Raw genomic sequence first — 26,216 nt, 5'->3', positions numbered from 1 at the left:
GCTCAGCGGTTCTGGAATACCGGTGGGCGGCGCGCCAGGAATGCGTTGGTCCCTTCGCGCATGTCCTCGGTGGCGAACATCAGGCCGAACTGCGCGCTCTCGTACTCCAGGCCCTCGCCCAGCGGGCACTCACCGCCGATGTGGATCACATCCAGGATGCCGCGCAGTGCCAGCGGCGCGGCCGAGGCCAACCGCGACGCGATGGTCTGGACCCGCGCATCGAGCTCCGCGGCGGGGACGACCTCGTTGACGATGCCCAGTTGCGCGGCACGGGCCGCAGTGATCGGGGTGCCCAGCAGGCACAGCTCCAGCGCGGCGGCGCGGCCGCACAGGCGCAGCAGCCGCTGGCTGCCGCCGAAACCGGGAATCAGGCCCAGGTTGACCTCCGGCTGGCCGACCTTGGCGGTCTCCGCCGCGACCCGCAGGTGGCAGGCCATGGCCAGTTCCAGGCCGCCGCCCAGCGCAAATCCGTTGATCTTGCCGATCACCGGCTTGGGCATGCGCTCGATGCGGCGCATCAGCCCTTGGCCGAGCAGGGAGAAATCACGACCCTGAACCGCGCTCAGGCCGTTCATTTCGGCGATGTCGGCACCGGCGACGAACGCTTTGGGACCGGCGCCGGTCAGCACCACCACCCGCACCGCAGGGTCGGCAGCGGCCTCGGCGAAGGCCGTATCCAGGGCTTCCAGCGTCGCCCGGTTGAGGGCGTTGAGTTTGTCCGGGCGGTTGACCGTCACAGTGCGTACGGCACCATCGTCCATAATCGCGATAAGGGCGTCGGCCACGGCAGGACTCCTGAAAACGTTAAAAAAAAGTGATGTTGAACTCTTGAAACGAAGTCAGGTCAGAGCCTGCGTCGTTAGTGGCGGTTCAACGTTGCGGCGGCTATCCTAACCCGTCGCCTCAGGGCGGCCCAACGCGTCCTGAGTTACCACCCCTGGAGAAAAGTTTGATGAAGTTGCGTTCTATCGCGGTCGCCGTCGCGGCCCTGGCCCTGACGGGCAATGCCTTCGCCCAGGACACCTCGTCCGAAAAGGGCAAGCTGAGCTATTACTTCGGTTACGACTACGGCAACAACCTGGCTGAACTCACCGCACGCGGCGAGCAGCTGGACATCAACTCGGTGGTGAAGGGCCTGCAGGATGCCTACGCCAAGAAGCAGCCGTCGATCACGGCCGAGCAGTTGAAGCCCGCCGTCGAAGCCTTCCAGAAGCGTGAGCAGGGTCGTGCGCAGGCCGCCAAGGCCGAGTACGACAAGGCTGCCGCCGAGAACAAGACCAAGAGCACCCAGTTCCTGGCCACCAACAAGGCCAAGGCCGGCGTGCAGTCGCTTCCGAGCGGCGTGCAGTACCGCGTGATCGAAGCCGGCAAGGGCGCCAAGCCGACCCAGGCCAGCACCGTGCAGCTGGAAGTGGCCGGTCCGTACCCGTTCGGCACCCGTCCGGCCGAAGCGCGTCCGGCCCAGCAGATCCCGGGCATCAAGGTCAGCGAAGTCGAAATGAAGGCCATGCGTGAAGCCCTGCTGCAGATGCCGGCCGGGTCGAAGTGGGAAGTGACGCTGCCGCCGGAACAGGCCTATGGTGCCGATCCGCGCACGCCGTTCCCGCCGAACGTTGCGGTGCAGTTCGAAATCAAGCTCGTCAGCGTCAAGTAATTTCTGCAACATCAAGAACGCGCCGGTGGCAACACCGGCGCGTTTTTCGTTTCCGTGCATTCGCGCTACTGTTGACCGGTGCAATCGATGGAACACTCCCCGCATGCCGTGCCCACTCCCTGCATCGGAATCTGCGCGCTGGATCGCGCCGGTGTCTGCACGGGCTGCCTGCGCACCGTGGATGAAATCACCCGCTGGCGAACCATGAGCCGACCCGAACAGCAACACGTCATGCAGCACACGCTGCCCCTGCGCGAACAACTGCGGCAATCGCTGCAAGGTTCGCTGGCCGAACACGAACGCCTGATGCGCGCGCTGCATCCGCTGGACCGGCCGCCGCCCGGCGATGGCTGGAACCGCAGCGAGCTGGTCGATCTTCTTCCACCCGGCCCGCCGGTTGAAGCGGCCGTGCTGGCCGGCATCATTCCGCGCGAAGGCGGTGCCCAGGTGCTGCTGACCCGGCGTACCGATACGTTGCGTCATCACGGTGGCCAGGTCGGTTTCCCGGGGGGGCGCATGGAACCGGACGACCGCGATGCGGTGGCCGCCGCGATCCGCGAGAGCGATGAGGAAATCGCCCTCAAGCAGGATCAGGTGCAGGTACTGGGATACCTGGATCCGTTCGTGACGATTACCGGTTATCGGGTCATGCCGGTCGTGGCCGTGATCGATCCCGCATTCGTGGCCGTGCCCGAACCGGGCGAGGTCGCCGAAGTCTTCGAAGTTCCGCTCGCGTACCTGATGGATCCGGCCAACCTGCACCACGTCGAGATCGATCACCGCGGGCGCATCCGCCACGTGCTCGAGTATGGCTGGCCGGGGCAACGGATCTGGGGCGCGACCGCCGCCATTCTCTACAACCTGCGTCGCCGCCTGGAGCAGACCGCATGACCACGCCGCTGATCGATGTCACCGCCCTCGCACCGGCCCTGGAGGAGGGCGCCACGCGCCTGATGGATGCACGCGCGACGGCCAGTGCCGCAGCGCCGCTGCGCGTGGTGGATGCCCGTTTCTCGTTGGCCGACCCGTAGTCCGGTGCGCAGCTGTACGCACAGGGCCATCTGCCCGGCGCCCTGTACGCCGATCTCAACCGGGATCTGTCCGATCTGGGCCGCACCGGCCATGGCCGTCACCCACTGCCGGACAGCGAGGCGTTCGCCGCACGCCTGGGCGAGTGGGGCATCGGGCCCGATACCCGGGTGGTGGTCTATGACGCCGGCGATGGCAGCATGGCCGCCGCGCGCCTGTGGTGGCTGTTGCGGTTGATCGGGCATGCGCACGTTCGCGTCCTCGATGGCGGCTTCGCGGCCTGGCAGGCGGCCGGTCTGCCGGTTACTAGCGAGCTGCCGCAAGTGACCGCGCTGCCGCCTTACCCCGGTCACTTCGACCGCAGCCAGATCGCCTCGGTCGAGCAGGTGCAGGCGCGTCTCAAGCATGCTCCGGGCTGGCTGATCGATGCGCGGGCCGGCGAGCGTTTCCGGGGCGAAGTGGAGCCGTTGGACCCGGTCGCCGGCCATGTGCCAGGCGCGGTGAATCGTCCGTTCGCGTTGAATGTGCATGACGGGCGGTTGCGCCCTGCGGACGATCTGCGCGCGGCGCTGCAGCCGCTGCTCGGCACGCATGCACCGGAGGAGGTGGTCCTGATGTGCGGCTCCGGCGTGACCGCCTGCCATCTGCTGCTGGCAATGGAAGCGGCCGGCCTGGAAGGCGCGCGGATCTATGCCGATTCGTGGAGCGGCTGGGTCAGCGATCCGTCGCGCCCGGTGGCCACCGGCTGATCATCGGCACACCCGCTCACCCACGCAGTTCCTGCAACGGCACCGCCGCGAGCACGCGCGGCCACGGGAACAACGGACCCGGGTCGCGCTTGCGCGGCACCCGCCGCTCCGGATCGTCGCTGGCCACTTCTTCGCGCGTATCCAGCCACTCATGGCCGGCGATATGCGCCAGTGCCGGCAGCGTGCCGCACAGGTGCTGCAGCAGATCGATCAATGCCGCGATCTGCGCATCGGGGTAGGGTTCGTCCATCGCCTGGTGCCGGGAATCCCACCAGTGCGGGTAGCGCCCGGTGTTGACCAGTTCGATGCCGATCGAGCGCGGATTGAAGCCACTGACCTGATGGGCGACGCGGTCCAATGACACGTACTGGACGATGCGCCCGTCGCGGTCGATGTAGTAGTGCCCGCTGTTGCCGGTGCCGCTGTCGTACAGCACGCGTTCGCCGTACTCGCGCGCCATCGCCAGGTCCGGCAGTTCGGTGCAGTGGATGACCACCAGATCGATGTCGTCGTGCGTGCGGGGCAGCAGCCTGTCCTGGTAGGGCAGGGGCTGTGCATCGATGGCGGGCGGGGCGCGGTCGGGCATGTGGCGATGCTAGCATTCGGGCATGAACGCTCCTATCGATTCCCGCGCGGTCTGCGCATGAGCCGCGGCCACTGCATCCTCTCCCATGGCTTTGAAAGCGGCCCGGACGCCATCAAGGTGACCGCCCTGGCCGAGGTGGCCGAACGCCTGGGCTGGACCCACGAGCGCCCGGACTACACCGATCTGGATGCCCAGCGCGAGGTCAGCAGTCTGGGCGATGTACGCGCCCGCCTGCAGCGCCTGGTCACCCTGGCCACCGCCCGCGCCGCGCAGGGCCCGGTGGTGCTGGCCGGCTCCAGCCTGGGCTCGTACATCTCGGCCATCGCCTCGCTCCAGGTGCCAGTCCAGGGCCTGTTCCTGATGGTGCCGCCCACCCGCATGGGGCCGATGCCGGCGCTGGATGCCGCCCGCGTGCCGACCAGCGTTGTCCATGCCTGGCACGACGAGCTGATCCCGCCGGCCGAGGTGATCGCCTGGGCGCAGGCCCGCTCGGCGCGCCTGCTGATGGTGGACGACGGGCACCGCCTGACCGACCACGTCGAGGCCTCGAGCCGGGCCTTTGAGGAACTGCTGGCCTCGCTGTAACCGGGCGTTCCAGCCCACCTCACGTACAATGGCCCCCCGGGACCCCGTGCCCGGCTGCTTGCCGTGCCCGTGGGCACCCCCTCTCCGCTGACCTGCGATACCGATTCCGTGAAATTCTTTGTTTCCTGCGCCAAGGGCCTGGAGTATCTGCTCGCCGACGAACTGTTGGCGCTCGGCCTGGACAAGGCCACCGCCACCATTTCCGGCGTCAACGCCGAGGGCGAGCTGGCGCAGGCGCAGCGCGTGGTGCTGTGGTCGCGCCTGGCCAGCCGGGTGCTGTGGCCGCTGGCCGAGTTCGAGTGCCCGGACGAGGGCTCGCTCTACCAGGGCGTGTCGGCGATGGCGTGGGAGCAGCACATCAGCCCCGAGTTGACCCTCTCGGTGGATGCGCATGTGTCCGGCACCGAGATCACGCACGCGCGCTTCGCCGCGCAGCGGGTCAAGGACGGCGTGGTGGACAGCCTGCGCGCGCAGGGCCTGGAACGGCCGTCGGTGAACGTGGAGTTCCCGGACGTGCGCATCAACCTGTCGCTGCGCAAGGGCCGGGCCACGATCTCGATCGATCTGGGCGGCGGCCCGATGCACCGCCGCGGCTGGCGCATGGCGCAGAACGAGGCGCCGCTGAAGGAAAACCTGGCCGCTGCGGTGCTGCTGCGCGCCAACTGGCCGAAGATCCACAGTGAAGGCGGTGGCCTGCTCGACCCGATGTGCGGCAGCGGCACGCTGCTGATCGAAGGCGCGCTGATGGCCGCCGACGTTGCCCCGGGCCTGCAGCGCCATGGCAGCATCCCGCCGAGCCGCTGGCTGGGCTTTGACCGCGAGAGCTGGAACACCCTGATGGCCGAAGCGCGCACGCGCGAGGAAGCCGGCCGCGGTGCGCTCAAGCAGGTCATCCACGGCAGCGATATCGACCCGCATGCGATCCGCGCGGCCAAGGAAAATGCCGAGACCGCCGGCGTCTCGCACGCGATCTGGTTCGGCGTGCGCGACGTGGCCGATGTGCAGGTGCCCCTGCAGGAAACCGGCTGCGTGGTCTGCAACCCGCCGTACGACGAGCGCCTGGCCGCCGATGCCCTGCTGTACCGCCGCCTCGGCGACGCGCTCAAGCGCGCGGTGCCGCAGTGGCGTGCCAGCCTGCTGTGCGGCAGCGCCGACCTGGCCTTCGCCACCGGCCTGCGCGCCAACAAGAAGTACCAGCTGTTCAACGGTGCCATCGAGTGCGCGCTGATCGTCTGCGACCCGATCGCGGTGCCGCAGCGCGAGAACACCGGTCAGCCGCGCGAGCTCAGCGAAGGTGCGCAGATGGTGGCCAACCGCCTGCGCAAGAACATCAAGAAGTTCAAGACGTGGCGCACGCGCGAGAGCATCACCTGCTACCGCGTTTACGATGCCGATCTGCCCGAGTACGCGGCCGCCATCGATGTGTATGAAGAAGACGGTGGTGCCCGCCGCACGTTCCTGCATGTGCAGGAATACGCGGCCCCGGCGACCATTCCCGATGTCGATGTGCGTCGCCGCCGCAACGAGCTGCTCTCGGCCGCGCGCGAGGTCTTCCAGGTGCCGGCCGAGCAGGTCGCGCTGAAGTCGCGCGAGCGGGGCAAGGGCGGCAGCAAGTACGGTCGTTTCGAACAGCGCGGCGAGTTCGTGCTGGTGCGCGAGAACGATGCCCTGCTGCGCGTGAACCTGTTCGACTATCTGGACACCGGCCTGTTCCTGGACCATCGCCCGCTGCGCTGGCACATGGCGCAGGAAGCCCAGGGCAAGCGCTTCCTCAATCTGTTCTGCTACACCGGTGTCGCCTCGGTGCAGGCCGCGGTGGCCGGTGCCGCGACCACCACCAGCGTGGATCTGTCCGGCACCTACCTGCAGTGGTGCGCCGACAACCTGGCCTTGAACGGCAAGGGCGGCAGCCAGCACCAGCTGATCCAGGCCGATGCGCTGGCGTGGCTGGAAGCCGAACGTCACCGCTTCGATGTGATCTTCTGCGATCCGCCGACCTTCTCCAACTCCGCCCGCGCCGATGACTTCGACATCCAGCGCGAACACGTGCGCCTGCTGCGTGCGGCCGTGGCGCGCTTGAGCCCGGAAGGCGTGCTGTACTTCTCCAACAACTTCCGCCGCTTCAAGCTGGACGATGAGGCGATCAAGGCGTTCGCGGAGTGCAAGGAGATTTCGCCCGAGACCATCGGGGCGGACTTCGAGCGCAACCCGCGCATCCACCGCGCGTGGGAACTGCGCCGCTACGGCGCCTGACGGGACGGCAAGGGGCTGACATGGACGACCGCCAGCTCCACCCCGACGGGCTGCTGCTGCGGCCGTTCGAGGATACCGACGCCGCCGCGTTCGCAGCGGCGGTGCGTGAGTCGGCCGAGGGCATGCGGCGCTGGATGCCGTGGAGTTCGGTCGACTACACCGTGGGGCAGGCGCTGCAGTGGTTCCAGGCCTGCCGGGACGGCTGGACGGCAGGCACGGCCTGCGAGTATGGGGTATTCAACCGTGACACCGCCGCCTTCGTCGGCGGCGCGGGACTGAACAAGATCCAGCACGATCCCCGGTTCTGCAACCTGGGGTATTGGGTGCGGCAGTCGTGTCGCGGCGAGGGCGTCGCGCCCCGCGTCGTACAGGCGCTGGCCGCCCAGGCATTCGGGCCGCTGGGCATGCATCGGGTGGAAATCGTCGTGGCCGTGGGCAATCTTGCCAGCGAACGGGTGGCGGTGAAGGCAGGCGCCCTGCGCGAAGGCGTGGCACGCAACCGACTGGTCATCGACGGCCGTCCTGTTGCCGCGCATATGTTTTCACTGGTGCCCTGATCGGCGATCGCGATGCGGCTGCGCAGCTGCTCCCTCAGCGCGCGACCAGTGTCACCGCCAGCCCCACCACCGGCAATGCCCACGCCAGCGGCGCGATCCAGCGCGGACGGTACGGGTACAGCCCGAACGCGATCAGCACCCCGCTGATCGTCAGCGCACCCAGCCACAGCACCGGGCCGATCGCCCAGCCGTGGTCCAGCACGCACAACGCGAATGCGACGGTCAGCAGCGTCCAGCCCACCCAGCGCCATACCCGCATCCGCGCGGGGCTGGCGCCGGCTTTGCCGTGCAGTTCCAGCTGGTGCTTGTCCATTGCCAACGACAGCGCCGTGAACGCCGAAAAGGTCAGCGTGATCGCCAGCAGCATCATGCCGTGGCTCCCGCGGCGGCCGCCTGCTGGCGGCGCTTCTTCTCGGCCGCACTCAGCGGTGGCTGCCAGCGCTGCATGCGATGGCCGCAGTAGGCCAGCATCGCGCCGAAGGCGAGCATGGTCAGATCGAACCCGGCCAGCACCCAGTCACCGGTGCGCAGGGTGACGCCCAGGTGCGCATGCGTGGTGACTGCGTTGACCACGGGAATCAACGCGAACAGCGCGCCGCCCAGATACAGCTGCCACGTCCACATCATCCGCTTGGGCCAGAGGAAACCGGCCAGCAACGCGGCGGCCCAGGCATAGAAGAACGCATTGACCTCGGCGGTGGAGCGCTCGGCCATCTGGACCGGCAGCAAGCGGTTGGCCAGGAAGTAGGTGGCGAAGGCGATCGGCAGGCCGGCTACCGCGCCGATGTTGAGCGCATCGACCAGGCGCAGACCGAAGCCGGTCCTGCCGGACTTGGCGTGCTTGGGCCGTTCCTTCACCGCCCACAGGACCACGCCACTGGCGACCATCAGGCAGCCGATCAGCCCGGACAGGAAGAACAGTGCACGCAGGCCCCAATCGGCGAAGCGCGCCAGGTGCAGGCCGTACATCACGCCGCGGGTCTGGGTCGCGCCGCCCGAGGCCGGGCTGGCGTCGATCAACTCGCCCGTCACCGCATTGAAGCGCAGCGACGGGGTATCCACCGACAGGCGCTTTCCATCGCGCTGGGTGATGTCCACGATCGCGTTCGCCGCACCCGGGTGATACAGGGTGAAGCCGGCCACGTCCGCGCCTTTCCATTCGGCGCGGGCGCTGTCGAGCAGCTGCTGGATCGGCAGCGGCGTGGCGCGTCCTTCCGCCGGCGTGTCGATCTCGGCCAGACGCGCAAAGGCCTCGCTGAAGAACGCCTCCTCATCCTTGGGATAGGCCACGCTCACGCCCCACGGCAGGTACATGAACATCAACGTGACGATGCCGGTGTAGGTGATCATCGCGTGGTACGGCAGCGCCATCACCGCGCTGACGTTGTGGAAATCCAGCCACGACCGCAGGCCCTTTTCCGGGCGGAAGGTGAAGAAGTCCTTGAAGATCTTCTTGTGCGTGATCACGCCGGTGATGATCGCCACCAGCATGAACATCGCGCAGAAACCGACCAGGTAACGCGCCCAGTACACCGGGATGTAGTGCAGGTCGAAATGCAGGCGGTAGAAGAAGTCACCGCCGCGGGTTTCGCGTGCAGCGATCTCCTCGCCGGTGTTCGGATCGACGGTGGCATCGCCGAAGCGGCCACCGCCGCGGCGGCGACGCTCGCCTTCCACCGGCGGCTTGACCATTGATTCGGGGTTGCGCCAGAACATGCGCATCGCCGGGTTGCGCGGGTCAGGCAGGGTGACGTTCCAGCTCTCGGCCTGTGGCGCCTTGTGCTGCAGGAAGGTCAGCGCACGCTCGGCGGCCACATCGGCGGTGACGCTGCTGCGCGGCAGTTCCGGGCGCATCCAGCGGCTGATTTCCTCACGGTAGTAGCTGGCCGTGCCGGCCATGAAAATCAGCAGCAGCAGCCAACCGACCAGCAGGCCGGTCCAGGTGTGCAGCCACGCCATCGACTGGCGGAATCCGTTCTTCATGCGGCCCCCTGCAGCAGGCGGGTGCCCACCCAGAACAGCACGGTGGGTATCAGGATGCCGACCCAGGCACGCAGGGCGGTGCGGGTAGCGAACGCCCACAGTGCCGCGCAGGCGCACAGCACGATCGCCACCATCATGCCGGTCAGCACGGCCTGCCCGCGCGCGATCGGCAGGGCGACCGCGAAGAACATCGAGCAGGTCGCGGCCAGCGCGTAGCCGCCGAACATCGCTGCGAGCGAACGTGACAACACACCCAGCCAGGGGCGGGTGAAGAAGGAACCAAGACGGTTGAACCTGGCGCTGGCGTGCGGCGTGCTGTCCACGGAAACCTGCTGATCGATCGGGGAAACGGGCATCACCGGCCGCAGCCGGTGATGAAGGATAGTGGCCATCCGTGGCCGTGTTCACTGCGCGTCGCAGTGGTCCCTTGGAGCCGGTGTCAGAGCTTCCAGCGCAGGTTCAACATCACGTTGCGCGGTTCGCCCCAGTACACGCCGTTGTAGAAACCGACGTTGCTGAAGTACTTCTTGTCGAGCAGGTTGTTGACGTTGAGCTGTGCGGAGAAGTTGTCGTTGAAGCGGTAGCCGGCGAACACATTCACCAGGTAGAACGCGTCCTGGGTGATGAACGCCGATTCGGTACGGCCGCTGGTCGCGTAATCCGCGCGCGGCTTGGTGCTGGTGCGGTAGATCCGGCTCTGCCAGGTCACGCCACCGCCCAGCGACAGGCGGTTCCACTCACCGCTCGGGCGCCAGCTGGTGTTGAGGCGGAAGGTGTCCACCGGGTTGGTGGTGTTCTGCGCCACGCCGGCCTGGTTGCGGATGGTGGTGTGCGCGAAACCGGCCGAGAGGTTCCAGTTCGCGGTCAGGCTGCCCTGGGCTTCCAGTTCCCATCCCTTGACCTTGTTGCCCTTGCCGGTGGAACGGTAGGCGCTGCTGCCATCGGGCAGCGAGGCGGCCGGCACCGAGTCATCGAGCTCGGCGACATTGTCCTTCTCGCCCTTGAACACCGCGGCGGAGGTGTTCAGGCGTCCACCGAAGAATTCACCCTTCAGGCCGGCCTCCCACATGTCGCCGACCACCGGCTCCAGGTAGTCGTTGTTCTTGTCGCGGTAGTCCTGCGGCTGGAAGATGTCGGTGTAGCTGGCGTAGGCGCTGAACTGCCTGCTGAAATCGTAGACCAGGCCGAAGTACGGGGTCAGCGAATCGTCCGGCTTGTAGCCGCCGCGGGTGGTGCCGGTGCGGTTGCCGGCAGCATCGTGGGTGTAGCGCCAGCTGCGGGTTTCCCAGCTGCCGTAGCGCGCGCCGAGCACGGCCAGCAACGGATCGGCCAGCTGCAGGCGGGCGGCCACGTAGGCGGCCTTCTGCGTCAGCTCGTTCTCCGAGGCCAGCCAGTCATGCCGGGTGAGCGGCAACGGGGCGACATCCCCGGTCCAGTGGCGCCAGTCCGGCACGACGTCATAGCCCGGCGGCTGCGTGAACGCCGAGGCAGGCGATTCGCCCTTGCGCACGGATTGGCCGACGCCAGCCACCAGCTCGTGTTCACGGCCAAACAGCTGGAACGGGCCGCTGGCGTTGAGGTCGAACACATTCATTTCGCTGCGCTCGGCGAAATGCGAGAGATAGGCGCGCACCCCGGTGCCGTCCGGTGCCGGATACCCCTGGGCGCCATACCAGACGTCGCCATCGGTGTTGCGCTTGGCCCGGGTCGCGCTGGCCTTCAGCGACCAGCCGTTGCCGAGTTGCTGCTCCAGGCGCACGAAGGTGGTCTTCTCCACGATCGGCCAGCTGCTCCAGCGTGCCGAGAGGTTGGTCGAGCGGGGCAGGTTGGCCGGCTTGCCGTCCGGGCCCCAGTACGGCACCACGCCCCAGGTCACGCCCTTGGTTTCCGGCGACTGGTAGTCATAGCCGACTTCGAACAGGGTGCTGTCGGTCAGGTCGGCCTGCACGATGCCGTAGAACACGTCCTTGTCCAGACGGTACACATCGCGGAAGGAATCGCTCTGCTGCTTGGCGGCCACGAAGCGCGCACGCACGCGGCCATCCAGCGCGATCGGGCCGCCGATGTCCGCTTCCAGACGCTGGTTGCCCCAGCGGCCCAGGGTCAGCCCGGCGCTCATCGCCATCTCCTGGGTCGGTCGCTTGCGGACCATGTTGATCGTGCCCGACGGATCACCGGCGCCGGTGGTCAGGCCGGTGGCGCCGCGGACCACTTCGATGCGCTCGTAGATCGCGCTGTCGGTGTTGGTCTTGAGCGAGCCACCAAACGTGTTGAGCATCCCGTCGATCTGGAAATTGGTGATGCTGTAGCCACGCGAGATGTAGTTGATGCGCTCCGAATCGGTGACCGACACATGCACGCCGGTGACCTGGCCCATCACATCGGACAGGGCGTACAGGCCCATGTCGTCCAGACGCTGGCGGGTCAGCACGGTGACCGACTGGGGGGTGTGGCGCAGCGACAGGTTCAACTTGGTGGCGGTGCTGGCCTGCTTGACCGTGTAGGAATTCGGGATCTCGCCATCGGCGGTCACCTTGACCGTGTCCAGCGTGGTTGCCTCATTCGGCCCGGCCTCGGCAAAGGCGGGCAGCGCCGGCCCGGCGAGGGCAGCAACAAGCGCGAGGGTCAACAACGATGGCCGGGACAACGGTGACGCGGACGAACGGGTCATGGCAACACTTCCAATGTGGGAAAACGGCAGCACGCGCGCAGTGACGCTGCCGGGGGCAGCAGGGCAGGCGAGGCAGCGGATCAGGAGGTGTACACGGGGCGTTGCGCGGGGAAGGCGTGAGGCATCCGGGCGCCGGTTGGCTAGGCGTACAGCCGATCGGTGAATGATAGTCATTATCATTTCGTTAGACAAGCGTCATGGCGGTGTCGAAATCAGGAAAACGCCGTGCGCGGGCGTATGTGCGGGGGAGGCAACGACGGTCGCCTGCGTGTCACCGCCGGGCAATATCGCGTCAACACACTGTGAGGATGTCGTGACATGCCGTCACGACGAACCCCCACCTGTTCGTCCGCGGAGTCGTCAGTGAATCGTTGTGTGCTTGCTGTAGCGGTGTCGTCCGTCCTTACCTTCGCCCTGGCCGCCGATGTGCGTGCCGAGGCCGCCCCGGCAGGGAACGCCGCGGCCCCCGCCACCCTGGACACGATGATCGTCACCGGCACGCGCGGCAGCAACCGCACGCAGTTCGACACGCTGGCCCCGGTGGACGTGTTCTCGCAGGAAGAAATCCAGGCGATCGAGTCCTCCGACCTCAACGACGTGCTGGCCCAACTTGTGCCGTCGTTCGTGGTCCAGCGCATGCCGATGAATGATGGCCTGGTGTTCGTGCGGCCGGCCACGCTGCGCGGCCTCTCGCCGGACCAGACCCTGGTGCTGGTCAATGGTCGCCGCTTCCACCGCTCGGCGCTGCTGGGCGCACGTGGCGCGCAGGGGCCGGACCTGGCCCAGATTCCGGTGCATGCGATCCAGCGCATTGAAGTGCTGCGCGACGGCGCGTCCGCGCAGTACGGCTCGGACGCGATCGCCGGTGTCATCAACATCATCCTGGATGACCGGGTCGGCGGCGAACTGTCGCTGGGGATCTCCGAGTACAGCGAGGGCGATGGCCTGGGCCGCAAGATCGGGGGCCGCCACGGCTTCGCGCTGGGCGACAAGGGCAGCCTGTCGCTGTTCGCCGACTGGGACAAATCCGATGCGACCTCGCGCAGCCGCCAACGCGCCGATGCGATCGCCTTCCAGAACGCCCACCCGGAGCTGGCCGTGCCCGATCCGGTGCAGCGCTGGGGCCAGCCGGACCTGGAAAACCGGCATTTCGGTTTCAACCTCAACCTCGCCTTGAACGACAGCGTCGACCTGTACGGCTTCGGTCTGTACGGCCACAGCGAGGGTGTCAGCGATTTCAACTGGCGCAATCCCGACGGCACCGCCTCGGTCTACAACCGCAGCCGCGTATTCCCTGGCTGGGACGCACGCAGCCTGTATCCGACCGGCTTCAGCCCGAAGTACGGCAACGAGCAGGACGATCTGCAGGGCGTGCTCGGTCTGCGCGGTTACTGGGGCGAGCGCTGGCGCTGGGATGTGAGCGGCTCCTACGGGCGCAACCGCATCGACTACACGCTGGGCAACTCGATCAATGCCTCGCTCGGCCCGGACAGCCCCACCGCGTTCTACCTCGGCCGGCTCTCGCAGGAAGAGAAGAACCTCAACGCGGATATCGTCTACTCGCTGCCGGTCAGTGCGCTGGCCGCGCCGATCAACATCGCCTTCGGTGCGGAGACGCGCGAGGAGACCTACGGCGTGGATGCCGGTGATCCGGCGTCGTATGCGATCGGCCCGGGCGCGGTGACCGGCCTGGCCGGGGGCGCCAACGGTGCGCCGGGGTTCAGCGCGGCCAATGCCGGGCGCTGGAGCCAGCGCAGCCGCGCGGCCTACATCGATGTCGAGGCGCCGTTGACCGCCCGCTGGACCGTGGGCGCGGCGACCCGATACGAACACTTCTCCGCGTTCGGTGAGAGCGTGGACGGCAAGCTCTCCAGCCGCTTCGAGTTCACCCCGGACCTGGCGCTGCGCGGCTCGGTCTCCACCGGCTTCCGTGCGCCCACGCCTGGCCAGCTCTACACCCAGAGCACCCAGCAGGGCCTGGATACCGTGACCTTGCAGGTGTTCACCACCGGCCGCCTGTCGCCCAGCGATCCGCTGGCGATCCAGCTGGGGGCCAAACCGCTCAAGCCGGAGCAATCGCGCACCGCCTCGCTCGGTCTGACCTGGAAGAATGAGCTCGGCTTCTCCGGCTCGGTGGACCTGTACGACATCAAGGTCACCGATCGCTTCAGCCAGTCGGCCTCGTTCGCGGTGCCGGCCGGGGTACCCAACCCGCTGGCGTACACCTCGGTGAGCTTCTACACCAACGATTTCGACACCACCACGCGCGGTGTCGACGTGGTGGCCAGCCACACCACCGCACTCGGCGCGGGCCGCCTGAGCACCACGCTGGGCTACAACTACAACCAGACCCAGGTGGACAGTGGTGCCACCGGCGTGGCCACCAACGAAAGCCAGCGCCGCATCTTCGAAGAGCGCCTGCCGCGGCAGAAGGCCACGCTCAGCAGTACCTATGCGTGGGGCCGCTTCAGCGTGCTCGGCAAGCTGCGATACTACGGGGCATGGACAGACTCTTCGGGCAATGCCACCGGCGACATCTTCCAGCGCTTCGGGGCGATGAGCTTCGTCGATCTGGCGGTGAGCTGGAACGTCACCGAGCAGCAGACGCTGCGGATCGGCGCGGACAACCTCTTCAACCGCTACCCGGACGAGGCCAGCTTCCAGGCCAGCCGTGGCCTGATCTACTCGCGGAACGCGCCGTATGACACTGACGGCCGCAACCTCTACGCCGAATACCGGATCCGCTACTGATGGACCGGCAACGACGACATCTGCTGCGTGGCGCGCTGGCCCTGCCACTCGCCACGGCGCTGTCCGGTGCGACCGCCATGGGCACTGAACCGATGGTGCTGCCGGCGGTGGGCACACGCACGCCGGCCGAGCTTGCCGGTGATGAAGGCTGGTGGGACCAGGTCCGCGCACTGTATGACCTCACCGACGAGGTCGTCATGCTGGACAACGGCTACTGGGGCGCAATGGCGCGCCCGGTACTGCAGGCGTACCAGCAGGCTACCGCCACGGTGAATGCCGGCAACGCCTGGTTCGGGCGGCTGGCGTTTCCACCGCTGTTCGAACAGGCCCGCGTACGCCTGGCACAGGTGCTGGGCGTGGAGACCGACGAGATCGTGCTCACCCGTGGCGCCACCGAGGCAATGCAGGTACTGATCGGCAGCTACCGCGGGCTGTCGCCAGGCGATGCGGTGATGTATGCCGATACCGACTACGACAGCATGATCAGCGCGATGCAGTGGCTGCAGGCGCGGCGCGGCGTGCAGCCGGTGGCGATCACGCTGCCCGAGCCGTTCGACCACGACAGCATCGTGGAGACCTACCGCCGCGCGCTGGCCGCCAACCCGCGCGTGCGCCTGCTGTTGCTGACCCACGTCAACCACCGCAACGGCATGCTGCTGCCAGTGGCCGAGATCGCCGCGCTGGCCAGGGCAGCCGGCGTGGAGGTGGTGCTCGACGCGGCGCACGGCATCGGTCAGGTGGATACGCCGCTGCGCGCACTGGGGGTGGATTTCATCGGGATCAACCTGCACAAGTGGATCGGCGCGCCGGTCGGCGTCGGCGCGGTGTATGTCCGCCGCGGGCGTGTCCGCGATCTGGATCCGTACATGGGCGAGCAGGATCACGACGACATCCGCACCCGCGTGCACACCGGCACGGTCAATTTCGCGGCGTACATGGCGTTGCCGGTGGCGCTGGATCTGCACGAGCGCATCGGTGTCGCCAACAAGCGTGCGCGCCTGCTGCGCCTGCGCGCTCAGTGGATGGACGCATTGCGGGACGATGCGCGCATCCAGTTGCTGGGGTCGGACGACCCGCGCCTGTCCAGTGCGATTACCTCGTTCCGGTTGCGCGGGCAGACCACGATGCGCGACAACACCGCCACCTCGCAGCGGATGGTGAAGCAGTCGGGGGTGTTCGTGGTGCCACGCGAAGGGCTCGCCTCCGGCGCCTGCCTGCGGGTGACGCCGGGCATCTTCAGCACGCCGGCGCAGATGGACGCGCTGGTGGCGGCGGTACGGGCGGTCGCTGGCTGAGCCATCCCACGACGCTGGCAGCGATCCTGCCAGCGTCGCCGGGCGCGCATGCTTCCGGTGTTACCAGTGGAACCAGACGGTCAGCGCGTGCAGGATCACGCCGATCAGGCCGCCCACCAGGGTGCCATTGAAACGGATGAACTGCAGGTCGCGGCCCACGCTCAATTCCAGCTGCTCGACCAGGTGGCGTTCGTCCCATCCTTTGACGGTCTGCGCGATGTGCTCGGTCACGCCGCTGCGCAGGCGCGTGGTCAGGCGTTCGGCACCGTCCATCAGGTGCTGGTTGAGTGCTTCGCGCAGCGACGGGTCGGCCTGCAGCGCCTCACCCACCGAGGCCAGGCTGCGGCGCAGATGGCCGGCCAGCGCGGAGTCCTCGCTGGCCAGGTCGGCACGCAGGCTGGCGTGGATCCGCGCCCACAGGCCCTGCACGTACTCCTGCACGGCCGGGTGGTCGATCACCTGCTGTTTGAGCTGCTCGACCTTCTCGGCCAGGGCCGGGTCCTCGCGCAGCCGCTGGATGTAGTCGCTCAGCCAGGTTTCGTAATCGCGCCGCAGCGGATGTTCCGGCTGGGCCAGGATCTGCTGCAGTTCTTCCAGCACCGCGTGCGCCAGGCGCTCGGCGAGGGTGTCACCGATCTCGTCGATCGGCTTGACCCAGTTGACCGTGCTGGCCAGCTTGGGCCACTCGCGCTGGATGTAGCCCACGATCAGGGTGGAGGCGCGGTCCTTGACCGTCTTGTTGCCCAGCCATTCGCTGATGCGGGTCAGGCCTTCATCCAGCACGCGCTGGTGGCGGTTGTCGGCGGTGAGCAGGCTTAGCAGTTCACCCGCCGTGGCGGCTGCGTTCCATTGCCGCAGCTGCTGGATCACAAAGCCCTGGATGCTGCGCCGGACCGCCGCTTCGTCAAGGAAATCCAGCGCCTGCAGGGCCCAGCCGCGGGCCATGTCGGCCAGCATGCGGGCCCGCGCCGGCTCGGCCAGCCAGCTGCCCAGGCGGCTGGCCGGATCGAACACCTGCAGCCGGGCCAGCAGCGCCTGGGGTTCCAGGAATTGGTCGCGGACGAACAGCGCCAGGCTGTCGGCGATGCGGTCCTTGCTGCGCGGGATGATCGCGGTATGCGGGATCGGCAGCCCCAGCGGACGCCGGAACAGCGCGACCACCGCGAACCAGTCGGCCAGGGCGCCGACGGCAGCGGCTTCGCAGAAGGCCGAGACCCAGGCCCAGATGCCGCGTTCGCCGTGCCAATGGCTGACCGCGAAGCCGGCCAGCATCGCCACCAGCATGGCCAGGGCGATCAGTTTCAGCCGTCGCAGCTGGGCACGGCGCGGGTCGGGCGGGGAGAGGGGCGTCATCCCGGCAGTCTAACGACCGAAAGATGATTGCGAGGTAGTGCCGGCCGCTGGCCGGCAACCAGGCTCCCCACCCGAAGGTCAATCGCGTTGCCGGCCAGCGGCCGGCACTACCCTCAGAGGTCCGCCACCTGCTTGCGCAGCGCGGCCAGCTGCTGGCGCAGGGTGTCGTTCTCCAGGGTCAGCGCGATGATCCGCTGGCGCAGCTCGGCCGGGCCTTCGCCCAGTGCGTTGAGCGCATCGGCGATCTCGGCGGCGCGGCTGGGGTCGGCTTCGGCGTCGCCATCGGCGCTGTGCAGCACCTCCTGGGCCGGCTTGCGCGGCTTGCGCTTGGACTCGCGCACACGCTTGGCGGCCTGCTTGAGCTCGTCCTTGCCGGCAGCGGCTGCGGCACGCTGTTCGTCTTCCGGCAGGTCGGCCACGGCGGCCGCGGCGCTGATCGAGATCACCCCGGTCTTGACCGCTTCCACCAGTTCCGGCGCGGCCTGCTTGTGGATGCGCTCGATCATCGTCACCTGGCTGCTGCTCAGGCGCGCTTCGCGGGCCATGTCGGCGCGGCTGACCTTCGGCGCGGCCGCCCACGGCGGGCTGTCCTCGTCACCAGCATCGGCCGGGCCGCCGATCTCGCCATCGCTTTCCTTCTGCAGCTGGGCCTGATCGGCGCGGTGGCGCTCGGCCAGGATGTCGCGCTTGCGCAGCGCCAGCACGCCACGCTGGAAGTCGGAGACGCTGCGGCGGCCCAGGTGCTGCTCGATCATCCACAGATGGACGTCGTCCATCGACTGGAATCGCGTGTTCTGGATCGTCTGGAACGGCAGGCCGTGCTTCTGGCAGATGCCGTAGCGGTTGTGGCCATCCACCAGCACCTCGCCCCACAGCACCAGCGCGTCGCGGCAGCCTTCGGCGAGGATGCTGCGCTCCAGGGCGTCGTGCTCGTCCGGGGTCAGCGGGTCGATATAGGCCTTGAGTTCTTCTTTGACGACAATGTCCATGCAATCCGGTACGCGAGCGAAACGTGACCGACCATTGTAAGGATCGCGGCGGCCGGCGTCGTCGCCGACGGATTCAGGCTCAGCCGGTGGCGCGGATCATCTCGCCCAGCACATCCACGATGTGGTCGATGTGGCTGCGGTCCAGGATCAGCGGGGGCGACAGCGCGATCACATCGCCGGTGCAGCGCACCAGCAACTGACCATCGCGGAAGCAGCGCTCGAATACCTCATAGCCGCGCGCGCCGGGGGCGTCTTTGCGCGGCATCAGCTCGACTGCGCCGATCAGCCCGAAGTTGCGGATGTCCACCACATGCGGCAGTCCGCGCAGGCTGTGCAGTCGCTCCTGCCAGTAATCACCCAGTTCCAGGGCGCGCTCGAACAGATGCTCCTCGGCGTAGGTATCCAATGCGGCCAGCGCAGCCGCACACGCCAGCGGGTGACCGGAATAGGTATAGCCGTGGAAAAATTCGATGGCGGCCGTCGGGCCCTGCATGAAGGCGCCGTGGATCGCATCGCTGGCCAGCACCGCGCCCATCGGCACCGCGCCGTTGGTCAGGCCCTTGGCCAGGGTGAGCAGGTCCGGGGTGACCCCGAAGCGCTGGGCGGCGAAGGCGTGGCCGACCCGGCCGAAACCGGTGATCACCTCGTCGAACACCAGCAGAATGCCGTGCTGGTCGCAGATCTCGCGCAGGCGCTGCAGATAGCCCGGCGCGGGCAGGATCACCCCGGCCGAACCGGCGATCGGCTCGACGAACACGGCGGCGATGGTGGAGGCATCGTGCAGCGCGATCAGGCGCTCCAGATCCTCGGCCAGTTCGGCCCCGTGGCGGGGCAGGCCAGGGCTGAAGGCATTGCGCTCCAGATCGAGCGTATGGCGCAGGAAATCGCTACCGGGCAACAACGGCCCGAACGTCTTGCGGTTGTTGGGCAGGCCACCGATAGACAGGCCGCCGAAGCCGACGCCGTGATACGCCTTCTCCCGCCCGATGAAGCGGGTGCGGTGACCCTCGCCGCGCAGGCGATGGTAGGCCAGCGCGATCTTCATCGCGGTATCCACCGCCTCGGAGCCGGAGTTGGTGAAGAACACATGGTTCAAGCTGGCCGGTGCCAGTGCGGCCAGCCGCTGCGCCAGCACGAACGGCAACGGCGAGCCCATCTGGAACGGTGGCGCGAAATCCAGCGTGGCGGCCTGCTGCTGGATCGCCTGGACGATCCGCGGCCGCGCATGCCCCGCGTTGCAGCACCACAGGCCGGCCGCGCCATCCAGGATCGGGCGGTCGTCGACGTCGTGGTAGTACATGCCCTCAGCGCGTACCAGCAGGTGCGGCGCAGCCTTGAACTGGCGGTTGGCGGTGAATGGCATCCAATAGGCGTCCAGCTCTGCTGGCGCTTGTCCGGCCAGGGTGGACAACGACAACTCGGGACGAGGCATGGGGCACTCTGCAGGTTCGCGACGGTCACGACTTTATCGCACCCGCATCACGTCATCCCGTGATGGCCGCGGGTATAACCGCTTTACCCGACTCACTGAACGAGGACGACGCCGATGACCGCCGCACGCACCCGTGAGGACTGGCAGCGCCAGGCCGATGCACTGACCTTCCAAGGCCAGGCCTTCATCGATGGGCGCTACGTGGACGCCGCCAGTGGCGCGCGCTATGACTGCATCAGCCCGATCGATGGCCGCGTGCTGGTGCAGGTAGCCGACGCCGATACGACAGACGTTGACCGTGCGGTCGCCGCGGCGCGTCGCAGTTTCGATGCGGGCGACTGGTCGCGGGCGGCACCCTCGCACCGCAAGCAGGTGCTGCTGCGGCTGGCCGATCTGGTCGAGCAGCACGCCGATGCGCTCGCGTTGCTGGAAACCCTGGACATGGGCAAGCCGGTCCGCGACGCACGCGAAGGCGATCTGGCCGGCGTCGTGCGGTGCCTGCGCTGGACCGCCGAGGCGGTGGACAAGGTATACGGCGAAGTCGCCCCTACAGCGCTCGACACGTTGGGCCTGATCACCCGCGAGCCGGTCGGCGTTGTCGCGGTGATCGTGCCGTGGAATTTCCCGCTGCTGATGGCGTCGTGGAAGATTGCCCCGGCGCTGGCGGCAGGCAATTCCGTGGTCCTCAAACCCTCCGAACGCTCGCCGTTGAGCGCGATCCGCCTGGCCGCACTGGTGGCCGAGGCCGGTGTGCCCGATGGCGTGTTCAACGTACTGCCTGGCCACGGCGAGCGCACCGGTGAGCCGCTGGCGCTGCACATGGACGTGGATGCGCTGGCCTTCACCGGTTCCACCGCGGTGGGCCGCCGGTTGCTGCAATGCGCGGGCAGATCGAATCTCAAGCGCACCTGGCTGGAGTGCGGTGGCAAGAGCCCGAACCTCGTGTTCGCCGATACGCCCGATCTGGACAAGGCCGCCCAGGCCGCCGCCACGGCGATCTTCTACAACCAGGGCGAGGTGTGCACCGCCGGCTCGCGCCTGCTGGTCCAGCGCTCGATCAAGGATGCCTTCGTGGCCCGGGTCCTGGCGCATGGGCGGCACATGCAGCCACAGCACCCGTTCGAGCCGGAGGCGGCGATGGGCGCGCTGGTCGACGACGCCCACGCCGGCCGCGTGCTGGACTACGTGGCGCGCGGCGAGGCCGAGGGCGCGCGCCTGCTGCTGGGTGGCAAGCGCTTGGAGGTGGTGCCGGGTGGCAGCTATGTCGAGCCGACCGTGTTCGATGAGGTCGATCCGCAGCACACGATCGCCCGCGAGGAAATCTTCGGGCCGGTCCTCTCGGTGCTCACCTTCGATCACGAGGCGGACGCGCTGCGCATGGCCAATGATTCGATCTACGGGCTGGCCGCTGGCGTATGGACGCGCGACCTGGGCCGCGCGCACCGGGTGGCACGCGGCCTGCGTGCCGGCAGCGTCTGGGTCAACCAGTGGGATGGCGGCGACATGACCGCCCCGTTCGGTGGCTACAAGCAGTCCGGCATCGGCCGCGACAAATCCCTGCACGCCTTCGACAAGTACACCGAACTCAAGGCGACCTGGATCCACCTGGGCGGCTGACCTCGCTCAGCAGTCCTGGCTGTGGCGGACCAGCGACTCGCGCAGCAGGTCGCGATCCCGTTCATCCACCGCGTTGCGCAGGTAGTCGATCTGCTGCCGCGTCAGGCGGCACTGGTCCACCGTGTAGCCGGGCGGCCAGGCACCGATCAGCTGGAAAATGCCCTGCACGATCTGCTCCGGCGACATTCCGGCGTTCATCCGGAAGCGCTCGCGCCGCGGTTGGAAGGCCGCGTGCACGTCACGGGCGCCCAGCACGCGCGGGGCCAGTGAGGCCGCTTCGATGCCGCTGCCGGTCAGCGACGATGGCACGCTCAGATCAAGCGGGGCGGTCACTTCCGGCAGAGCCGGCGCGGCGGCGGCTGCGGCGACCGGCACGACCACGGCCGGCGCAGGCAGGCGCTGCGATGCGGCGGCCTGCCGTGTGCGGGGCGTCGTGGCACTGGGCGGTGGCGAAACCGGTACCGGCAACGGGCGAGGCAGCCAGTACACCTGCAGGCGCTCATCCGGGAAGGCATCGCCCGGGCCGGGTGAGCGCAGCAGCACGCCCAGCATCAGCCCGTGTACGGCCATCACCACCGCGATGGCGCTGGTCTGGGTCCAGCGCGAGCGGGCACGCTTCCTTGAGCCTGACATCCGGAACCTTCCTGGCGGGTGACCGCGGTTAGACCCGGTGGTCGGATGGAAGTTCCCGGCCGGCACGCAGCCTGTGGACCCGGTCACTGGCTGACAGTCTCGTCTGCAACCATCGCGGCAGGCTTGGGGAGGGCGTGGCAGAATCCGGCAGCTGCCCTTTTCTGCGTACCCGATGTCCACACCTGCTGTCGCACCCGTCGTGAACTCCCCCCGCCGCATCCTGCTGGCGAGCCTGATCGGCACCACCATCGAGTTCTTCGATTTCTACATCTACGCCACCGCGGCGGTGCTGGTGTTTCCGCACCTGTTCTTCCCCGAGAGCAGCGATGGCGCGGCGATGCTGCAGTCGCTGGCGACCTTCGCCGTGGCCTTCATCGCGCGGCCGGTCGGCTCGGCGGTGTTCGGTCACTACGGCGACCGCATCGGGCGCAAGGCCACGCTGGTAGCAGCATTGCTGACGATGGGGGTTTCCACGGTGGCCATCGGCCTGCTGCCCACGCATGCCAGCATTGGCCTGGTCGCACCGGCACTGCTGGCGTTGTGCCGTTTCGGGCAAGGCCTGGGGCTGGGGGGAGAGTGGGGTGGTGCGGTGCTGCTGGCCACCGAGAATGCACCGCCCGGCAAGCGCGCCTGGTACGGCATGTTCCCGCAGTTGGGTGCTCCGCTGGGCTTCCTGCTCTCGGCCGGTATCTTCCTGCTGCTCGGCCGCGCGATGAGCGAAGCAGATTTCCTGCAATGGGGGTGGCGCGTGCCCTTCCTGGCCAGTTCGCTGCTGGTCGGCATCGGCCTGTGGGTGCGCCTGAACATCCACGAGACCCCGCAGTTCCAGGCCGCACTGGACCGCAACGAGCGGGTCAGGCTGCCGATGTGGACGGTGCTGCGCGAACATCCGCTGACGCTGGTACTGGGCACGCTGGGAGCGTTCGCCACCTTCGTGCTGTTCTACCTGATGACGGTGTTCACCCTCGGCCATGGCACCACCGTGCTGGGCTACTCGCGCGAGCAGTTCCTGCTGCTGCAGATGGTCGGCATCCTGTTCTTCGCGGCGGGCATTCCCATTTCCGCGCTGTACGGCGACCGTTGGGGCACGCGCCGCACGATGATCGTGGCCAGCGGCCTGATCCTCGCCTTCGGCGTGGCGTTCGCGCCGCTGTTCCAGGCCGGCAGCCCGTGGCTGGTGTTGGGGTTCCTGGCGCTGGGCCTGTTCCTGATGGGCCTGACCTACGGCCCGTGCGGCACCTTCCTGGCCGAGATCTATCCGGTGCAGGTGCGCTACACCGGCGCCTCGCTCTCGTTCAACCTGGCCGGCATTCTCGGTGCGGCCCCGGCGCCATACGTGGCCACCTGGCTGGCCGAACGCTATGGCCTGGTCGCCGTGGGCTATTACCTGTGCGTCACCGCATTGATCACCATCGTCGCCCTGCTGGCGATGGGCCGGCGCGGGCGCTGATCAGCGGAAGAAGCGCTTGAGCGTGCGGCCCAGCCAACTACCCTGCTGGTGCTCGCGCGCGAACTGGTTGAGATGCTGCTTGACCTGCGGTGCGTAGGCCTTGTCGTCGCCCCGGATATGATTGAACAGCCAGCGCGAGAGCATCGTGCGCAGCTCTTCGGTGATGTCCTCACCGGCCTGGAAACGCAGCCGGTACTCGCCCACGCGCTTGCCGAAGATCTCATGCACGCGCTTGTGCGCCGAACAGAACGGATAGCCGGCTTCCTCCATCAGCTCTTCTTCGAAGGCGAAATGGGACATCGTGTAATCCACCAGCTCGTCGATCACCTCGGCCACGGCCAGCCGCTCCAGGCTCTTCTGGGCGACGTGCAGGTGGTTGAGCATCTCCACGATGCGCATGTGCTGGTGATCGATGACATCGATACCGATGTTCAGATCGTCCTGCCAGACCAGAAGTGCCATGGTGCGTTCCCCGCGCTGTTCAACTGGGGGCGACTCTAGGCAGTCGCGGCCGGGGCCGCGTTGATCTCGATCAAGGCACCAGGGCAGGCTCGCGCTGGCGTGGGCCGGTGGCCACGGTGGCGCAGTGGACCCGGTTGCGGCCGCCGGCCTTGGCCAGGTACAGCTGGCGGTCGGCCTCGGAAATCAGCCGGTGCAGCGAGTCGCGCTGCGGGCGCAGGCAGCACAGCCCGATGCTCACCGTCATGCGCAGCGTGGTGTGGCCCAGGTCGACCTCCAGCGCGGCGATGGCCTGGCGCAGTTCGTCGAAGTAATGCACGGCCTGCTCTTCATCCATGCCGGGCACCAGCAGGCAGAACTCCTCGCCACCGAAGCGCGCGATCAGGTCTTCCTGGCGCGCGTGCTGGGCGACCGCCGCGGCCACCGCGCGCAGCGCGTCATCGCCGGCCTCGTGGCCATGGGTATCGTTGATGTGCTTGAAGTGGTCGATATCGATCATCGCCACCGCCACCTGCTCACCATCCAGGTGCAGCTGCGGCAGCTGGCGCTGGCTCTGTTCCAGGAAGCAGCGGCGATTGGGCAGGCCGGTCAGGAAATCGCGGGTGGCCAGGTCCTGCAGGGTGCCGATCAGCTCCAGCTGGTCCACGTTCTGCGAGACGCGGCAGAAGAACTCCTCGCGCGAGAAGGGCTTGCGCAGGAAATCGTTGGCGCCGTTCTTGAGGAAGCGCGGGATCAGCGACGGGTCGGTATTGCCGGAGATCCCGATCACCGCCAGCTTGTCGCGTGAGCGCATCGTGCGCAGGCGGCGGGTGAACTCCACCCCCTCCATGCCCGGCATCTCCTGGTCGACCACGGCCAGCCGGATCGCCGGGTGCGCTTCGATTGCCTTCAGCCCTTCGGCACCGTCGGCCGCCTCGTAGACATCATGCCCGTACATGCGCAGCAGCGAGGCGGCGTACATCCGTGCCGACATCGAATCATCCACCACCACCGCGGCGATCCGCCGGTTGCGCTCCAGCCGCTGTACCAGCCACACCAGGTAATCGATGCTGCCCGGCGTGTTCTTCAGCACGTAATCGATGATCTGCTGCTGCAGCACCCGTTTGCGCAGGTCCTCGTCGTAGACGCCACTGACCACCACCGTGGGCAACCCGCGTGAGAGGAAGTAGTCCACCACGGTATCGCGGTCACCATCGGCCAGCACCAGGCCGGTCAGGACCAGGAACCAGCCGTGTTCCTCATCCAGCAACCGCCCGGCCTCGGCCAGGCTGGTCGCGACCGACACCGGCAGCTCCAGCCGCTGCTCGATCGCCTCGCGCAGCATGCTGGTGAACGTGCGCGAGTTTTCCACCAGCAGGATCCGCTGGGGCAGGGCATCACCGGGGTCGCTGAGGACAGCGCCCTGCAACAGTGCCGGCATGAGGCGTACGCTCGGTTCCGAGTGGGTCGGGACTGGTAGCGGCGGTTTCACGCGTAACTTTAGGGGCTAGGGCGACGCGCAATGTCGCAGTCCCGGCCTGGTTGCCGGGTGGCCCGGTTGCCGATGGGCGCGTCGTACTGGTCTCGCCACTCAAGGTGGTCATTGTTCGGTGGACCGCCGGTTACAGTTACTATCGCCGAAGTTCCCCTCATCGGTTTTTAACTCAGGAGGTAAATGTGCGCATTCCAAGGATTGTTGGTGTGGTGGGTATCGTGATTCTCGCATCGGTTCCGATGGTCGGAATGGCCCAGTCCGATAGTCACGGAACTCCTCTGGCGAGAAGCGGGCTGGGCCAAGCGCAGCCGATGGCTGCCAACCTGAGTCAGGATCCGAACTGGCTCGTGTACGGATTCCAGCGGGACGGTATCTCGTATTTCCAGGTGAATGATCTTGCTGGCCGAGTGCAGGTGATTATCGGGAATACCGATGACGTCTTCTGGACGTTGCCTGCGGGCGACAGATTGGCTCGGGTGTCGTTGCCAACGCAGCAAGTGCGGCACTCCCCGAACGCAGCGCGGGTCGAAGTGTACCGGGGGGCAAAATTCTCGTTAGTGCGCTATGGGCGGGGCGGCGACGCTGTGTGGGCTGTCGAAGTCGCGGATGAGCGACACTAGGAATGCTCTGATACGGCATCTACGACGTGCTGTCATCCCAAGGGTGACAGCACGTCGTTCGATAGAAAGTTGAAGT

General features: G+C 67.6%; 22 protein-coding genes and 1 pseudogene. 11 read left to right on the top strand and 12 right to left on the bottom strand.

The features are described from left to right. Positions 1-2 precede the first annotated feature (2 nt). Positions 3-785 (bottom strand): enoyl-CoA hydratase/isomerase family protein, encoded by a 783-nt coding sequence (locus HMPREF3113_RS08750; RefSeq protein ID WP_070471805.1) that lies wholly within the window; start codon positions 783-785, stop codon positions 3-5. 167 nt (positions 786-952) lie between these two features. On the opposite strand from HMPREF3113_RS08750, the gene HMPREF3113_RS08745 reads away from it, so the two are divergent. From HMPREF3113_RS08745 to HMPREF3113_RS08735, 3 genes and pseudogenes are all read left to right on the top strand, one after another. Beyond that, complete coding sequence (locus HMPREF3113_RS08745; RefSeq protein ID WP_046272022.1) at positions 953-1,654, top strand: FKBP-type peptidyl-prolyl cis-trans isomerase N-terminal domain-containing protein; 702 nt, start codon at positions 953-955, stop codon at positions 1,652-1,654. Positions 1,655-1,741: 87 nt separating this feature from the next. After that, positions 1,742-2,545: a CoA pyrophosphatase gene (locus tag HMPREF3113_RS08740; RefSeq protein WP_046272021.1), complete on the top strand. Its 804-nt coding sequence runs from the start codon at positions 1,742-1,744 to the stop codon at positions 2,543-2,545. After that, positions 2,542-3,432: pseudogene (locus tag HMPREF3113_RS08735) on the top strand (sulfurtransferase). The gene HMPREF3113_RS08740 and the pseudogene HMPREF3113_RS08735 overlap by 4 nt, the downstream one beginning before the upstream one ends. Positions 3,433-3,448: 16 nt before the next feature. Here the strand turns inward: HMPREF3113_RS08735 and HMPREF3113_RS08730 are convergent. Continuing rightward, positions 3,449-4,018, bottom strand: coding sequence for an N-acetylmuramoyl-L-alanine amidase (locus HMPREF3113_RS08730; RefSeq protein WP_070471804.1), 570 nt, complete (start codon positions 4,016-4,018; stop codon positions 3,449-3,451). A gap of 57 nt (positions 4,019-4,075) precedes the next feature. Between HMPREF3113_RS08730 and HMPREF3113_RS08725 the strand changes: the two genes are divergently transcribed. The 3 genes from HMPREF3113_RS08725 to HMPREF3113_RS08715 all read left to right on the top strand — a co-directional run bounded on the left by HMPREF3113_RS08725 (position 4,076) and on the right by HMPREF3113_RS08715 (position 7,413). Beyond that, positions 4,076-4,603 carry a hypothetical protein gene (locus HMPREF3113_RS08725; RefSeq protein WP_070471803.1) on the top strand — a complete coding sequence of 176 codons (528 nt, stop codon included), beginning with the start codon at positions 4,076-4,078 and terminating at the stop codon, positions 4,601-4,603. 108 nt (positions 4,604-4,711) lie between these two features. Further along, positions 4,712-6,856 carry a bifunctional 23S rRNA (guanine(2069)-N(7))-methyltransferase RlmK/23S rRNA (guanine(2445)-N(2))-methyltransferase RlmL gene (gene rlmKL / locus HMPREF3113_RS08720; protein WP_070471823.1) on the top strand — a complete coding sequence of 715 codons (2,145 nt, stop codon included), beginning with the start codon at positions 4,712-4,714 and terminating at the stop codon, positions 6,854-6,856. Between the two features lie 20 nt (positions 6,857-6,876). Continuing rightward, entirely contained in the window at positions 6,877-7,413 is a 537-nt protein-coding gene (locus HMPREF3113_RS08715; protein ID WP_070471802.1) for a GNAT family N-acetyltransferase, read from the top strand. A 34-nt stretch (positions 7,414-7,447) separates the two neighbouring features. Here HMPREF3113_RS08715 and HMPREF3113_RS08710 read toward each other — a convergent pair whose 3' ends face one another. From HMPREF3113_RS08710 to HMPREF3113_RS08695, 4 genes are all read right to left on the bottom strand, one after another. Beyond that, a complete protein-coding gene (locus tag HMPREF3113_RS08710) occupies positions 7,448-7,783 on the bottom strand; it encodes a DUF3325 domain-containing protein (protein WP_070471801.1) in 336 nt (111 codons plus the stop codon). Beyond that, complete coding sequence (locus HMPREF3113_RS08705) at positions 7,780-9,396, bottom strand: PepSY-associated TM helix domain-containing protein (protein ID WP_070471800.1); 1,617 nt, start codon at positions 9,394-9,396, stop codon at positions 7,780-7,782. Before HMPREF3113_RS08705 ends, HMPREF3113_RS08710 begins: the two co-directional genes overlap by 4 nt. Then, on the bottom strand, positions 9,393-9,752 hold the full coding sequence (locus tag HMPREF3113_RS08700; RefSeq protein WP_254665263.1) for a DUF3649 domain-containing protein: 360 nt from the start codon (positions 9,750-9,752) through the stop codon (positions 9,393-9,395). Before HMPREF3113_RS08700 ends, HMPREF3113_RS08705 begins: the two co-directional genes overlap by 4 nt. A gap of 83 nt (positions 9,753-9,835) precedes the next feature. Further along, on the bottom strand, positions 9,836-12,067 hold the full coding sequence (locus HMPREF3113_RS08695; protein ID WP_019185873.1) for a TonB-dependent siderophore receptor: 2,232 nt from the start codon (positions 12,065-12,067) through the stop codon (positions 9,836-9,838). A gap of 426 nt (positions 12,068-12,493) precedes the next feature. Here HMPREF3113_RS08695 and HMPREF3113_RS08690 point away from each other — a divergent pair, with 426 nt between their 5' ends. Both HMPREF3113_RS08690 and HMPREF3113_RS08685 read left to right on the top strand, forming a co-directional pair. Further along, entirely contained in the window at positions 12,494-14,818 is a 2,325-nt protein-coding gene (locus tag HMPREF3113_RS08690) for a TonB-dependent receptor plug domain-containing protein (RefSeq protein ID WP_254665265.1), read from the top strand. Beyond that, positions 14,818-16,113, top strand: a complete 1,296-nt coding sequence (locus tag HMPREF3113_RS08685; protein ID WP_070471798.1) for an aminotransferase class V-fold PLP-dependent enzyme — start codon at positions 14,818-14,820, stop codon at positions 16,111-16,113. The genes HMPREF3113_RS08690 and HMPREF3113_RS08685 overlap by 1 nt, the downstream gene beginning before the upstream one ends. 60 nt (positions 16,114-16,173) lie before the next feature. On the opposite strand, the gene HMPREF3113_RS08680 is transcribed toward HMPREF3113_RS08685, so the two are convergent. The 3 genes from HMPREF3113_RS08680 to HMPREF3113_RS08670 form a co-directional block, all read right to left on the bottom strand. Next, a complete protein-coding gene (locus HMPREF3113_RS08680; RefSeq protein ID WP_070471797.1) occupies positions 16,174-17,466 on the bottom strand; it encodes a DUF445 domain-containing protein in 1,293 nt (430 codons plus the stop codon). 113 nt (positions 17,467-17,579) lie between these two features. Next, positions 17,580-18,455, bottom strand: coding sequence for a ParB N-terminal domain-containing protein (locus tag HMPREF3113_RS08675; protein WP_070471796.1), 876 nt, complete (start codon positions 18,453-18,455; stop codon positions 17,580-17,582). Between the two features lie 79 nt (positions 18,456-18,534). After that, positions 18,535-19,887 carry an omega-aminotransferase AptA gene (locus tag HMPREF3113_RS08670; RefSeq protein ID WP_070471795.1) on the bottom strand — a complete coding sequence of 451 codons (1,353 nt, stop codon included), beginning with the start codon at positions 19,885-19,887 and terminating at the stop codon, positions 18,535-18,537. A gap of 114 nt (positions 19,888-20,001) precedes the next feature. On the opposite strand from HMPREF3113_RS08670, the gene HMPREF3113_RS08665 reads away from it, so the two are divergent. Next, positions 20,002-21,504, top strand: a complete 1,503-nt coding sequence (locus HMPREF3113_RS08665; RefSeq protein ID WP_070471794.1) for an aldehyde dehydrogenase — start codon at positions 20,002-20,004, stop codon at positions 21,502-21,504. Positions 21,505-21,510: 6 nt separating this feature from the next. Here HMPREF3113_RS08665 and HMPREF3113_RS08660 read toward each other — a convergent pair whose 3' ends face one another. Next, a complete protein-coding gene (locus HMPREF3113_RS08660; protein ID WP_070471793.1) occupies positions 21,511-22,137 on the bottom strand; it encodes a hypothetical protein in 627 nt (208 codons plus the stop codon). Between the two features lie 172 nt (positions 22,138-22,309). Here HMPREF3113_RS08660 and HMPREF3113_RS08655 point away from each other — a divergent pair, with 172 nt between their 5' ends. Beyond that, complete coding sequence (locus tag HMPREF3113_RS08655; RefSeq protein WP_019185866.1) at positions 22,310-23,587, top strand: MFS transporter; 1,278 nt, start codon at positions 22,310-22,312, stop codon at positions 23,585-23,587. On the opposite strand, the gene HMPREF3113_RS08650 is transcribed toward HMPREF3113_RS08655, so the two are convergent. Both HMPREF3113_RS08650 and HMPREF3113_RS08645 read right to left on the bottom strand, forming a co-directional pair. Continuing rightward, the gene (locus HMPREF3113_RS08650) at positions 23,588-24,049 is read right to left on the bottom strand and encodes a bacteriohemerythrin (protein ID WP_019185865.1); all 462 of its coding nucleotides are present in this window, start codon (positions 24,047-24,049) and stop codon (positions 23,588-23,590) included. 70 nt (positions 24,050-24,119) lie between these two features. Beyond that, on the bottom strand, positions 24,120-25,466 hold the full coding sequence (locus HMPREF3113_RS08645) for a diguanylate cyclase (RefSeq protein ID WP_070471792.1): 1,347 nt from the start codon (positions 25,464-25,466) through the stop codon (positions 24,120-24,122). 263 nt (positions 25,467-25,729) lie between these two features. On the opposite strand from HMPREF3113_RS08645, the gene HMPREF3113_RS08640 reads away from it, so the two are divergent. Further along, on the top strand, positions 25,730-26,140 hold the full coding sequence (locus HMPREF3113_RS08640; RefSeq protein WP_254665262.1) for a hypothetical protein: 411 nt from the start codon (positions 25,730-25,732) through the stop codon (positions 26,138-26,140). The last annotated feature ends 76 nt before the right edge of the window (positions 26,141-26,216 follow it).

It is taken from the genome of Stenotrophomonas sp. HMSC10F06, from assembly GCF_001807865.1.
GTDB lineage: Bacteria > Pseudomonadota > Gammaproteobacteria > Xanthomonadales > Xanthomonadaceae > Stenotrophomonas > Stenotrophomonas bentonitica_A.
Note: the sequence above shows the minus strand (reverse complement) of the source record. Positions and strands in the feature narration are given on the sequence as shown.